Source organism: Paenibacillus segetis (assembly GCF_014639155.1).
GTDB lineage: Bacteria > Bacillota > Bacilli > Paenibacillales > Paenibacillaceae > Fontibacillus > Fontibacillus segetis.
The window spans coordinates 75,500-89,333 of the sequence record NZ_BMFT01000004.1 but is presented as its reverse complement, the minus strand read 5'-3'; the positions used below and the strand labels follow the sequence as shown (position 1 = coordinate 89,333).

The 13,834-nt window shown below is 46.3% G+C and carries 9 protein-coding genes and 1 other RNA gene; 3 read left to right on the top strand and 7 right to left on the bottom strand.

The genetic code is table 11. The annotated features are described in order from the left end of the window. Window positions 1–264 precede the first annotated feature (264 nt). On the bottom strand, window positions 265–627 hold the full coding sequence (locus IEW05_RS21350; protein ID WP_188541889.1) for a HEPN domain-containing protein: 363 nt from the start codon (window positions 625–627) through the stop codon (window positions 265–267). A 273-nt stretch (window positions 628–900) separates the two neighbouring features. Then, window positions 901–1,779 carry an AraC family transcriptional regulator gene (locus IEW05_RS21345; protein ID WP_188541888.1) on the bottom strand — a complete coding sequence of 293 codons (879 nt, stop codon included), beginning with the start codon at window positions 1,777–1,779 and terminating at the stop codon, window positions 901–903. A 177-nt stretch (window positions 1,780–1,956) separates the two neighbouring features. On the opposite strand from IEW05_RS21345, the gene IEW05_RS21340 reads away from it, so the two are divergent. The 3 genes from IEW05_RS21340 (at window position 1,957) to IEW05_RS21330 (ending at window position 7,014) form a co-directional block, all read left to right on the top strand. Beyond that, the gene (locus IEW05_RS21340) at window positions 1,957–2,310 is read left to right on the top strand and encodes a hypothetical protein (RefSeq protein ID WP_188541887.1); all 354 of its coding nucleotides are present in this window, start codon (window positions 1,957–1,959) and stop codon (window positions 2,308–2,310) included. Further along, window positions 2,307–2,504: an S-layer homology domain-containing protein gene (locus tag IEW05_RS21335; protein ID WP_188541886.1), complete on the top strand. Its 198-nt coding sequence runs from the start codon at window positions 2,307–2,309 to the stop codon at window positions 2,502–2,504. Before IEW05_RS21340 ends, IEW05_RS21335 begins: the two co-directional genes overlap by 4 nt. Window positions 2,505–2,661: 157 nt before the next feature. Next, window positions 2,662–7,014, top strand: coding sequence for an endo-1,4-beta-xylanase (locus IEW05_RS21330; RefSeq protein WP_188541885.1), 4,353 nt, complete (start codon window positions 2,662–2,664; stop codon window positions 7,012–7,014). Window positions 7,015–7,497: 483 nt separating this feature from the next. Here the strand turns inward: IEW05_RS21330 and ssrA are convergent. From ssrA to eno, 5 genes are all read right to left on the bottom strand, one after another. Continuing rightward, window positions 7,498–7,863: a transfer-messenger RNA gene (gene ssrA, locus IEW05_RS21325) on the bottom strand. Window positions 7,864–8,016: 153 nt separating this feature from the next. Next, window positions 8,017–8,499: an SsrA-binding protein SmpB gene (gene smpB, locus IEW05_RS21320; RefSeq protein ID WP_188541884.1), complete on the bottom strand. Its 483-nt coding sequence runs from the start codon at window positions 8,497–8,499 to the stop codon at window positions 8,017–8,019. 480 nt (window positions 8,500–8,979) lie between these two features. Continuing rightward, window positions 8,980–11,790 (bottom strand): ribonuclease R, encoded by a 2,811-nt coding sequence (gene rnr / locus IEW05_RS21315; RefSeq protein WP_188541883.1) that lies wholly within the window; start codon window positions 11,788–11,790, stop codon window positions 8,980–8,982. Window positions 11,791–12,060: 270 nt separating this feature from the next. Further along, on the bottom strand, window positions 12,061–12,294 hold the full coding sequence (secG, locus tag IEW05_RS21310; RefSeq protein WP_188541882.1) for a preprotein translocase subunit SecG: 234 nt from the start codon (window positions 12,292–12,294) through the stop codon (window positions 12,061–12,063). A 210-nt stretch (window positions 12,295–12,504) separates the two neighbouring features. Continuing rightward, window positions 12,505–13,794 carry a phosphopyruvate hydratase gene (gene eno, locus IEW05_RS21305; RefSeq protein WP_188541881.1) on the bottom strand — a complete coding sequence of 430 codons (1,290 nt, stop codon included), beginning with the start codon at window positions 13,792–13,794 and terminating at the stop codon, window positions 12,505–12,507. Window positions 13,795–13,834 lie beyond the last annotated feature (40 nt).

Genomic DNA, 13,834 nt, shown 5'->3' with positions numbered 1-13,834 from the left:
GGGCTGAGTAATCAAATGTCGGCCCATAGCACCTTTAACATTTACCAACGGCAATGGATTTCTCTGCCCGATTACTGCTTTTTCTCACAGCTTATTCACCGTATGTTCAGCTACATGGGTTGTGATCATCACATTTATGCTGATTAGCCAATATATTATTCTTCGTCTGCTAGTGCTGCTTTTAAATCAGAAAAGACACTCTATTAAAAGAGTACCCTTCCCCGAGATATGAAAGTTCAAATATAATACCAGTGCTGTAGAATATTATAGTATCCGGACCTTTATTTTTGCATCCTCAAGCTCATTTATAGATATCTTATTTTGAAAATTCGAACCATGCGCAATAGAGTGTCTTTTCCTTAACAATTCGTCTATGAATAATATCCATAAAGAATCTTCTCTTGGTAATCTTCCATCCTTGATCGAAATCTTGTATCTTTCTAAATTTATATTATATGGAAAACTTGCAACTGCTTGTATTGTATAATTCCTTAACTCTTCAAAAAAGGCTAATGTCTCTGAGCTATTATTTTCAAACACAATATCTAAGGAAGACAAGTGTAACAGTTTAAAGAAATCCTTTACCCCAAAGTTATTAAGAATAGTTTCAATAACTGTAGGAGACATAATGTCTACAATAAACAGAACAAATAGCTCCCCAGTAATTTCATGTCTACAAGTTGTCTACAATTAAGTCCATAAACATGAAAAAACCCGCTCTATGAGCGGGTTTTCAGTATGGAGGCGAGGGGAGTCGAACCCCTGTTATCCCCAGTTTTGGGGAAGGAAAAAAATAATTTTAAAACCCGCTCAATGAGCGAGTTCTTTTAATGAAGGCGAACCGTGGCTGTGCAAAACCACAATTGGCCGGAGCTTGATTTCATTTATCAACCGATAGACTCATAGAAAAGTATCTGCTTTCGTAATCGGAATCCATACCTCCACAACAAAGATGCCATTGTCCTGACTGAACATCTCGAATTCCGGGCCCACAGCTTGAGTGTAGCCAGACGTTGGAAACCACTCCAGGAAAATACGCTCGCGCATGCGACGAACAACTCTTGTGGTCAGATGACCAGGATGCTTAGCGGTAAAGAACACCGCCCAGGTAAGCGGCGGAACAGGTAGCACGAAGTATCCGGTAGGCACACTGCCGCTTGGCGAATCGTAGCAGATCATGTAGGAGAACATGTTCGGCGAATAATTGAAAAGCGCTGCGTTAAGCGGAGTATTATAGTCCAGTCCGATATCACGGTGGAATTGACCCACGACGCCACTGTCGATATTATCTTCCCAGAACTTAGTGATCTGGGCGTACATCCGCTCCGAATCTACGACGATATCCGCTTTAATCCCGCATACATCGAAAGCCGGCTTTTGCATGATCTGGTACCTGATCTCGCTATCGCCATCCATAAACATGTGGAAGGAGAGCTTAGGATAAGCTTTGAGCGGCGCGCCTGGGTTCCGTGCCATCGTGGGCATGACGCCGTGCATACTTTTGAATGCCCGGGAGAAAGCCTCCGGCGACTGATACCCATACTTGGCAGCTAAGTCGATGACTTTCTCTCCACCCTCTCGCAACTCGAACGCTGCCAGCGTAAGCCTCCTGCGGCGAATATATTCGGAGAGTGAGATATCCGTTATATAGGAAAACATACGCTGAAAATGGTATACCGAGCAGCACGCTCTTCTCGCGACCTGCTGAAAGTCAATTTCCTCTGTGATATGGGCTTCAACATAATCAATCGCACTATTAATTCGATCCATTGAATTCATATGTTTTTCCCCATCCCATCAATTCGGTTAGAGTCCCCTTCTGCGCGAACATGATATCTCTCGTGATATTGCAAGGCTAGCCTTCTCTTATTTTGATATACATAGATTTTCTTCGGATATTGAAGGCGATTATACATTTAGTACTATTCTATATTGTTTAGGATGTAGTATCAACGCATGAGAAAGAAATCTTATTTGATCCTGCTCTGTGCCCTGCTGGTCTTCTCGTTATGCCCGGTAGGCGCATCCGCTGCTGCAGCGGACTATACCGTATACACGGTAGACTGGGTGCAATTCAATATAGGTGACAAGATCGACAATTCAATAGTTAATAACCGGAATAGATCCGGCGGGGCCGACATTAAAGTCGTGAACGACGGAGACAGCAAGTCCTTCTATATTAGCAACCGTAAAGACAACTGGGATGCGCTAGACTTGAACGCCGCAGCCTTAAATCTGGATCGCAACGCGACCTACCAGATTACAGTTAACAGCTGTCGCGTGCGATCGTCTTCGCAGGTAAACCATTGAATACTGACAAGTCTAAGCTCACTGCCTTCTCGGGCAACGCAAAGCTGTCCGCTTGGGCGAAGAATTCAGTTGCAGGCGCAGCGAACGCAGGTATTCTCCAAGGCACACCGAACAACAAGATTGCACCTAGCAGCAAGGCTACTCGCGTAGAAGCGGTTGTCATGCTGAATAGATTTTTGCAGTATATTTCATAGGTTATACCATTCGGGTTCCTTCTGCGTAGGCATGATATCTATTGTGCATATACTGCAAGGCTATCCCTCCATTTTTTTGGTATACATAGATTATCACCACGAATGTATGCGGTTACATCTTTGTGCTACACAAAACTTTAGGAGGTGGAATCAACGAATGAGAAAGAAACGTATGGGAAAGAAATCTTACCTTGCTATGCTGTGCAGCCTAGTGCTGGTCTTTACGTCAGTGCCCTTTTCAGCATCGGCTGAAGTTTCCGGCAGTAACGTTGTCTGGTCTCTGGACACGAACAAGATGGGAACTCCAGGTACAACTCCCGACGGTGAGTACTTACAAGGCACTGATGGCATGTACCAGCCTGGTATTCAAGTGGCCGACAAGAGCTCATCGTCCATGGCTATGTATAACGACGGCTCGTTAGGAATTAACCCGTCGGGCGGTACGCATAAGGCGATCAATATCCAAACCGGAACCGCTGTACAAGGAACTGATTATTACACGAACAACGGTTTCGTAGCTGAGGCGGGAAAAATGTATACAATTACGTTCAACGCCTATGTAGCGGACGGTTCCGGTCAGGTGCGCGTGAGAGGCAACAAAGCGACCGACGCCGCCGCGAACGGCACGTGGTCGACAACAGACATCAGCAAGGAGCCAACTCCAGTATCCTATACTTGGACACAGAAGGCAGCTGGTGGCAATATGCAGATTGACACGGGCAGCACGGCGCAAGGCACTATCGTATACCTCACGGATTTGCAGATCACTACTCCTAATGAGGCTCCGGCTGACACGGTTGTCTGGTCTCTGGACACGAGCAAGATGGGAACTCCAGGTACAACTCCCGACGGTGAGTACTTACAAGGCACTGATGGCATGTACCAGCCTGGTATTCAAGTGGCCGACAAGAACTCATCGTCCATGGCGATGTATGACGGCGGCTCGTTAGGAATTAACCCGTCGGGCGGTACGTATAAGGCGATCAATATCCAAACCGGAACCACTGTAGGCGGAACTAATTATTACAGCAACAACGGTTTTATTGCAAAGGCGAACAAGACGTATTCGGTTACATTTAGCGTCTATGTAGCGTCCGACAATGGCGAGGTACGTGTGAGGGGCAACCAAAAAACCGCTACGAACGACGATTGGAAATCAACAAGCATTGGCGTGACTCCTACCCCGGTGACGTATACATGGACGCAGAGCGCCACTGGCGGCAACCTGCAGATTGACACGGGCAGTACGGCGCAGGGCATCATCGTATACCTCACGGATTTGCAGATCACCACTAGCGTTGGTGGTTCAACTACCCCAACAACACCTTCGGATGAGGTTGTTGTAGCCTACGACCTTCAAGAAGATACTGGGCTTGTTGACATAATGACGAATGGCGGAACCAATTATTTAGCACGCGCTGGCGGCCCTACACTTACACCGATATCAAATGCTGACGGCTCGGTAGCCCTTGAAATCTCTAACCGTGTAGAGAGTTGGAATGGCGTTGATGTTAAAGCCGCCGCATTAGGCTTAGCGAAAGATGCGGAATATAGCGTTGAATTAGTCGGGCATATCCCTGACGGAGTCACTATTCCAAGCGGCGCGAAAATCGTTTTGGGTCTTGCAAGCGGCACATATGATACATTAACATCAGTTGACGCAACATCAGCTTTCACACTAAGCTATGCGGGCGTTTGGGATTCAGGTACAGGGCTTAGAATACAAGACAGCGCGGGCATAGCTGATTTTGTAATTGACAGCCTTATCATCAAGGTTAAAGGCGGAATTGAAATGCCGCTTAAACCGTTACCGACTGTTCCTGGCGTTGTTATAGCTGTAAGTGGTCAAAACGGAGCGCAATATACTGGTGCAACGATTGTTTTAGGTACTGATAACAAAGTATGGCCTTTTGCTACAAATAGCCAAGATGATGACCCTGTTGTAGCCTTCGTGCCAGAAAAGAATGCCACATACCACCTTACATTTAATGTGACATCAAATGGTGTATCGGGCTTTCGTGTGCGTTGGTATAACGATGTTGGTTATGACCCACACACCGATGCCGATGCAGCCCATGTAAACGACAATGTTTATAAAGCAGATGAAGTAGCTACTAAGGTTCCAGCATACTTCCAAAGTACTATTGCAAAGGATGAAACTAAAGATTATGCAGTTGATTTCAGAATGAGCGGTAGTGAAGTTGCAGGCGGACTTGTTGGTAATATTGGCATTCGTGGGCAATCGGGCAATAACGATTTCACAATCAACAACCTTAAAATTACCGACGACAGCGGCAATGTTTTGGTTAAATGGTCAAATACAGCCGCTCCGTTTGTTCCTGATGATTATATATGGCCAGAATCTAAGTGGGATTTAACCCTTCCGTCACTTAAAGACGCTTACAGTAAATATTTCTTAATCGGTAACATTCTTGGTTGGGGTGGTAATGCCGACGCGACGCCTTGGGGTCAAGAAAACGACCAAGCGGACAAGGCATTGAAAGACGCAAGCATTATCTCTCAAACCGAAGCAATGTTTAAGGCTCAATATAACGTAGTTACGCCTGAAAACATAATGAAGCCTGAAAACATCTCTAAGGCAAAAGACACTTACGACTACACCTTAGCAGATAAGTTAATCGCTTGGGCAAAGGTTAACAACATAGCCGTTCACGGGCATACACTTGTATGGCATCAACAATCCCCGGCGTGGTTAAATAAGGGCGATGCCGCAAACCGCGCAAGCGCAAAAGCGAACCTTGAAAGCTACATCGCTGACGTAGCAGGGCATTTTAAAGGTCAAGTAATTTCATGGGACGTTGTAAACGAAGCGTTCAGCGACACTACCAAAAACTTTGACGGTAGCGACTGGACAACAGGCTTGCGTAAAGATTCACCTTGGTATATAGCTTATGCCAACGGCGCTGACGCAAGTAAAGGCGAAAGCGGCGCGGATTATATCTACGATGCGTTTGTAGCCGCTCGCTTGGCTGACCCCAACGCAACACTTTATTACAACGACTATAACGAAACCTATAAGTATGAGCAAATCGCGCAAATGGCAGAAGCTCTTAACGCGAAGTGGAAAGCTGATGCAAGATACGACGGGCGTTTGCTTGTAGAAGGTATCGGTATGCAATCACACTTCTGGGTTGGTCAAGACCCCGATGTTGACGTAACAGAAGTTGAAACGACAATCCAACGCTTCATTCAAGCGGGCTTAAGAATCACCGTTTCTGAGCTTGACATTCCTTTCGCGGGAAATAACAATTATCACCTTGACGAAGCAAAACAAGCGAAACAAGCAGAGTTGTATGGCACATTGTTTGGAATTTACAAAAAATATGCCGACAATATCGACCGCGTTACGTTCTGGGGCAAAGCCGATATACAAAGCTGGCGCGGTTCGGGTATGCCTGTGCTGTTCGACAACAGCTATGCTCCTAAGGCGGCATTTTGGACGGTTATAGGTTTAGCTGCACCAACAGAGAATTCTACAATTTCACCAGCAACAGTTACGTTCTATACGAATTTACAAGCTGACGTTAAGGTGAACGTAACTTTGAAGGGCAACACGCTCAGCGCAATCAAAAAGGGCGATGTTGCGCTTGTTGAAGGCAAAGACTACAGCGTAGCTGCTGCTTCGACGAACGGTACGCAAGTTGTTACAATCAAGAAGGGCTACTTGGCGACATTGTCGAACAATGATGTCCTGACCTTCGTATTCAGTGCGGGCAACACTGCTGATCTGAAGATCATGGTCACGCGCTATACTTCAACGGACACGACACCGGCGAATGGCTCCGGCGCTACGATGAGCTCCAGTTCTGGAGCGGATTCTGGCTCTACAGAGCATTCTGGCTCTACAGAGCAGACACCAACTCCGGAGAAGCCATTGTTGAATAGTAAACTTGTAGACGCAAAGCAATTGAAATCCGCTGTGCAACAAGCGCTTCAAGCGAACGAACCAGTCAACTTCTCTGACGTACCTGCTACGCACTGGGCTGCTAAGGCAATACAGCTTGCTTCGCAGCTTGGTATTGTCAAAGGCGAGCCTAACGGTGAGTTCAAAGGTTCGGATAATGTAACACGAGCTGAATTCGTTGAGATGATCATCCGTGCGTTAGGTATTGATACGACAGGAGAGGACAGTTCCTTCTCTGACACGGATGGTCACTGGGCTGCTGACTATATCAGAGCATTGCATCGTGCAGGTATCGTGAACGGTACAGGCAATGGCGCGTTCAATCCTGATCAAGAGATCACTCGCGCCGAGATGGCTGCAATCCTAGCTCGTATTCTGAATATGAGCGCAGCTAACGGAACGAAATTCTCTGATATCAACGGTAACTGGGCTGCTGACTATATTAATCAGCTTAGCCAAGCAGGTATCGTGAACGGTGTCGGCGACGGCAAGTTCGCACCGAAAGCCACCGCTACCCGTGATCAGTCGGTAGCAATCATCATGCGGATGCTGAACATCGTGCTTGACCTGGGGCTTAACCTGTAAGCTATACGGTCAAGTATGATAGTCAATAGCATTTGGAATTAAAACACCCTCCCTTTGCACCGAGTGTGCAAGGTGAGGGTGTTTGTTGTATTGAGGGCAACCCAACAAATTTCAGTTTGCTGTGGATAAAATGTGGCATCAGTTCACTAACTACAATGCCTCTTACCTCCCTAGTACTAAATAATTCATCTTTTAGAAGTATTTCTTCCGTTATATTAAGCTGAATCTGACGAATATTACGGACTCTCGCAAGTCCGGAAGGGTCATGCTGCGTTTTGTACTGGGCAAACTGCTCCGTACGATCGGGAAGTACGACTTGAGTGCAGAAAACAATTGATTAAATACTGCATTCTTCGTTGTGCCAAAGTGAACAGGGACATTTAAATTTTACTTAATCCACCTGAAGATTACTTCGAGGCCCTATCGTGTCTTGTAAAATCAACATAAAAAAACACCCTCTCGGGTGTCTTTTCTATGTGCTCCAAATGGAGGCGAGGGGAGTCGAACCCCTGTCCGAAGGCAACGCCACAAAGGTGTCTACGGGTGTAGTCACGGTTTTGATGTCACCCGAGTATCGCCCCGTAACCGGCTATACGTTGGGTCAGCCTGATTATCTTCTTCAGCTCACCGCAGGCGGAGATGAGACAGCGTATCCCACTACATGTTAGCCCCTAGTCCAGTCACATGGGCGATGCTGGGTAGGAGCACGCTAACAGTTTCTTAGGCTGCTAATGCGTAGTTGTTTTGTTGTTTGCCGTTTAATAGGCTTTAGCGTTGATAAAGCGGACGCGTCCCCACTACCCGCTACCCCTGCTCGAACTACCCCCGTCGAATCCAAAGAACGCCCCCTTAATAAAAAGGGTTCTGGATTGATCAGATCGTCAAGCAAGGTGATCTATTGTTACATAACTTACATTAATCAGTATACCACATCTTCGAAACCTAATGTCTGTAGAGTTGTTGGAAAATGAGGCAATCTGAACAGCTCCGAGCAGTTTCAACCTACCGTGCCACTTTTTGCTTCTCACGCAGAACACGTTGGATATCACGCTGAGCATCCCGTTTGGCTGCAGTCTCACGTTTGTCGTACTGTTTCTTCCCTTTACCAAGACCTAACAACAGCTTAGCATAACCATTACGGATGTAAATCTTGAGCGGCACGATGGAGTATCCCTCTTGCTTGGATAAACCAAGTAACTTGTGGATCTGAACCTTGTGCATCAGCAGCTTCCGCGTACGAGTTGGATCCGACGGATTGCTCCGATTTCCCTGCTCGAACGGACTGATGTGCATGTTATGAATGTGAATCTCACCATTACGAATCGTGGCAAAAGCATCTCCGATATTAACTCTGGCATTACGGATCGATTTGATCTCCGTACCCGTCAGCACCATGCCTGCTTCAAAGGTGTCTTCGATAAAGTAGTCATGGGAAGCTTTCTTATTCTGCGCCAATACCTTATTCCCATCATTCTTCTTCGCCATGTTCATCCTCCTCTTAAACGATCCTTTACCAAGCTCTGTGCTCCAGCATATCAGAAATTTATTGTATCAACTATGTAGTGCAAAATCAAGGAACGAGCGCACTTCACTACTTCAGACAATAATCTAACGAAAGTAGTAACCTTTATTTTAAGTTTTGGGGGCCATTAAAATTCTAACGAAACAGAAAGACCTTATTTCTTCCAAATGATGTTCTCATGTAAGAGTAATGATGAAATAACGCCTGCTGGTTTCGTTAAAATCCATAACAATCAAATAAACTGCAAATAAGGTCGCTGAGATTCGTTACAGTGGTTCACATTGGCTCGTAAGGGTAGGGCTTCACAACGATTGGTGATCATTTTTCGATTGAGGTCAAGCGCTAGGTTTGGTTTTGCTCCATAAAAGATATCGGTAATTCAGAGCCTTGTTACCTAGGCCCCAAATTACCGATATCTCCTAATGCTTCAGATAAATCGCTTGTTACTCCTTAGGCGTAGCGCCGTTCCCGTCGCCTTTGCCCTTGCCGCCCTTGCGCTTCTTTCGCGCTGGCGTTGTTGCACCTTCGGCGACGTTGCTTGCGCCTCCGCCAATAAAGATCCCGCTCGGCGAGGTCTTCTTCCGCCGGCCGCCTCCACCACCAGAGCCGCCGGCCGGGCTATTGCCGCCGCGGCTGAGTGTCGCCGGGCCTGAGGCGTAGCCGCCTTTGCCCGAACCAAAGCCAAAGGTCACTGTCGGCAACGCAGGCTCTGCCGACCGCCCCGCTCTACCGGCTCCGCTCCGCTTACCGCGCTTACTACTAACTGCGCCGCCATTAACATCGGCTCTGCCCTTAACTTCCGCCGTAGAAATATCTACGCCGTCAACTCTAATGGCTCCACCTTTACCCGGTTTGCCACTCTTTCCTTCAGGTCTAGCTTTGCTGAACTTGCCGCCGTTTCCACCTGGCACAGCTTTACCACCCTTGCCACTATCGCCTGGCTTACTACCTCGTTCGGCTTTACCATATTTTCCAGCCTTACCGGACTTACCTGCCTTGGCAGCCGCTTTACCAGCTTTAGCGCCAGCCTTGCCCGATTTTCCACCAGGACGCCCCCCAACATAACCTCCGCTGCGCCCATAGCTACCCTCAAATCCACCCTCACGACGGTGTGGCTTCATATCCACCATTTCAAAGTCAATCGTATGATCATCCATGTTCACGCGTGCGACACGAATCTTCACCTCATCGCCGATTCGATAAATCTTCGATGTACGCTCACCGACCAATGCCATGTGCTGCTCATGGAAATGGTAATAATCATCAGTCATCGCACTGAGACGGATCAACCCTTCAACCGTGTTATCCAGCTCAATGAACATCCCAAAGCTCGTTACACTGCTGATCATGCCGGTAAATTCTTCACCGACTTTATCGAGCATGAACTCCGCTTTCTTCAGTTGCTCCGTATCACGCTCTGCCTCTACGGCAACCCGCTCGCGCTCAGAGGATTGCTGCGCAATATCTCCCATGCGACTGGCCAGATATTCCTGCCGTTTCTGGCTAAGTACACCGTTACTTTCGATCACTTCGCGAATAACCCGGTGGATAACTAAATCAGGATAACGGCGAATAGGTGAAGTAAAGTGAGTATAGAACTCCGCCGCAAGACCAAAGTGTCCCGTACTCTCCGCATCATATTTCGCCTGCTTCATCGAACGTAACATCATGGTACTAAGAACGGTTTGCTCCTTGGTACCCTGTATATCCTCCAATAGCTTCTGAAGCGCTCTTGGATGCACCTTATCGCCTTTACCGCCCTTCACCTTATAACCAAAATTGGCCGCAAACGCCATAAAGTTAATTAGTTTCTCCTGATCTGGGTCCTCATGAATCCGATAAATAAAGGGTACCTTCAGCCAATGGAAATGCTCTGCCACCGTTTCATTCGCTGCAAGCATAAATTCTTCAATAATCTGCTCAGCAATTGAACGTTCTCGTTTCACAATATCTACTGCTTTACCGTTCTCGTCCACGATGACCTTCGATTCTACAAAGTCAAAATCGACAGCGCCGCGCCGCATCCGGTTCCCGCGTAGTCTCAGCGCTAGCTCTTCCATCTGCTTAAACATATCAACTAGATCACTGTAGCGCTCTGTGACCTCGGGGTCCTCATTCTGCAATATTTTGCGCACATTCGTATAGGTCATCCGTTCTTTCGTCCGAATCACACTTGTAAAGACATCATGGTTTACTACTTTCATGTCTTCGTCAAATTCCATCTCACACGACAACGTGAAGCGATCCACCTTCGGGTTCAATGAGCATATGCCGTTAGACAACCGATGAGGCAACATCGGAATGACTCGGTCTACCAAATAAACACTGCAACCACGGTTGTAGGCTTCCTGATCCAGTTCCGATTTCTCGCGAACATAATATCCTACATCGGCGATATGAACGCCCAATCGAATATTACCGTTTGGCATTTTCTCAATATGCACCGCATCATCCAAGTCTTTTGCATCTTCACCATCAATCGTCACGATGACCTTATCACGTAAATCTCGCCGTCCCTGCTTAGCGATCTCTGCTTCATCAATGACATCAGGTGCAGCTATCGCCTCTTCCATTACTTCCTCTGGAAAGGCCTCAGGTAATTGATGCTTACGAATAATCGATAAAATATCTACCCCTGGATCATCCTTATGACCCAAAATCTCGACAACTTCGCCTTGCGCCGCAGCCCGTCCCTCGGGATACTCTACAATGCGAACAACAACCTTGTCCCCGTCCACTGCGCCTTGAAAGGCTTCACTCGGGACAAATATATCCCGATTAATCCGCTTATCATCCGGTACAACAAACCCATAAGATTCGTGATGTTGGAATACACCTACGATCTGCGTCACCGCCCGAGTAATAATCCGGACGACTTCCCCTTCTAGCTTGCCACCTCCGACGCTCTTGGAACTTACACGCACGAATACGATGTCCCCATTCATGGCACTCTTCAAATCATTCGCATGAATATAAACATCAGGATGTTCTTTATTCTCGGGAATTAAAAATGCGAAACCTTTGGCATGAGCCTGCAAACGCCCACGTACTAGGTCCATCCGTTCAGGTACGCCGTAGCGCTGAGTTCTTGTTAATATAATTTGTCCCTCTTGTTCCAAGCGTGTTAATAGCTTGAGAAACTCTTTAAAATCCACAGCATCTGAGATTTGAAAGTGTTCTTCGAGCTCTTGATACGTCATTGGTTTATAAGCGGTCTCCCGCATGAAAGACAAAAGTTCTGTTTCATTAATCATGGTCTCACCTCGGCCGACTTGTCTGACAAGCCAGTATGAATTTTGTATTAATTTTTTCCATGAATTACCCCTCGTTTATACCCTTAGTATACACGAAATTAACCCTTCACATCCGTTTCGGTCAGAATGACCCAGGGCAGATCATCACAAAGATTCTTTTGACACTACGAACTGACCTCAATATCTATATATCAACATATGCTGGGTATGATAAACAAAACAACAAAAAGGCCCTCGTTTCATATGAAACGAGAGCCTTTTTTCTTAATACTATTCCAATACAATAGCAACAACGATCGACAAGATAAAGAAGCCAGCAGCTAAACCTACCGTTACTCGTTCCAGGACGAGTTCCATGCCACGTGCTTTTGATTTGCCAAAAAGATGTTCCGCCCCTCCGGAGATGGCACCGGAAAGACCCGCGCTCTTCCCTTTCTGCAGTAGAACCACCGCAATCAGACCGATAGAGAAAATAATGAGCAACACTTTCAAAAAGATATCCATTCAATCCACCTCCTAAGACGGAACTTACTTAATCTATTGCATTCATTTAATCATTAAACTATACAAAAACAGCATTATTATTGTACCATGTCCACCTTGGAATAACAACCTTATTCCATCAATTTGGAGAAGATTTACTACGATAGTCATACCAATAAAAGAATAACCCGGCTGCATATAGCGGCCGGGTTATAAGCTAAAGCGTTCGAATTATGAACGTTTCAAGTTGTAGAAAGATTTCAAGCCGTTATATTGAGCAAGATCTCCCAATTGATCTTCGATGCGAAGCAATTGGTTGTATTTTGCAACACGGTCTGTACGGGAAGGAGCACCTGTTTTGATTTGACCAGCATTAGTCGCAACTGCGATGTCAGCGATTGTGCTATCTTCGGATTCACCAGAACGGTGAGAGATAACTGCTGTGTAACCAGCGCGTTTAGCCATTTCGATAGCATCGAAAGTTTCAGTCAATGTACCAATTTGGTTAACCTTAACCAAGATGGAGTTACCGATACCTTTTTCGATACCTGTTGCAAGACGCTCAGTGTTTGTAACGAACAAGTCGTCACCAACCAATTGGACTTTGTCGCCCAATTTTTCAGTAAGCAATTTCCAACCTTCCCAGTCGTCTTCGGACATACCGTCTTCGATTGTAATGATTGGATATTTCTCAACCCATGAAGCAAGAAGGTCAACATACTCAGCTGAAGTGTAAGATTTACCTTCACCAGCAAGTGTGTATTTACCGTCTTTGTAGAACTCAGTGGAAGCAACGTCCATACCCAAGAATACGTCAACACCTGGTTTGTAACCAGCTTTTTCGATCGCTTCGATGATTGTAGTGATTGCTTCTTCGTTCGAACCAAGGTTCGGTGCGAAACCACCTTCATCACCTACAGCTGTGTTCAGGCCTTTGGATTGAAGTACGGATTTCAAGTTGTGGAAGATTTCTGCGCCTGTACGAAGAGCTTCTTTGAAGCTAGGAGCGCCTACAGGAAGAACCATAAATTCTTGAACGTCGATGTTGTTGTCAGCATGCTCACCACCGTTGATGATGTTCATCATTGGTACTGGAAGAGCTTTAGCGTTGAATCCGCCAAGGTATACGTACAATGGAAGATCCAAAGCGTCAGCAGCTGCACGAGCTACTGCCATGGATACTGCAAGAATAGCGTTCGCACCCAATTTACCTTTGTTATGAGTACCATCCAAAGCGATCATCAATTTGTCGATGCCGATTTGGTCTAGTGCGTCCATACCAATAACTTCAGGAGCGATAATTTCGTTCACGTTCTCAACGGCTTTAAGTACACCTTTTCCAAGGTAACGGGATTTGTCACCATCACGAAGCTCAACTGCTTCGTGGGCACCAGTGGATGCACCGGAAGGAACGATTGCACGTCCGATTGCACCGGACTCCAGATATACTTCAACTTCTACAGTTGGGTTACCGCGAGAGTCAAGGACTTCGCGAGCATATACGTCAGAAATAATAGTCATTGTATAGTCTCCTTTTATGGTCATAAATTTGTGATGTTAA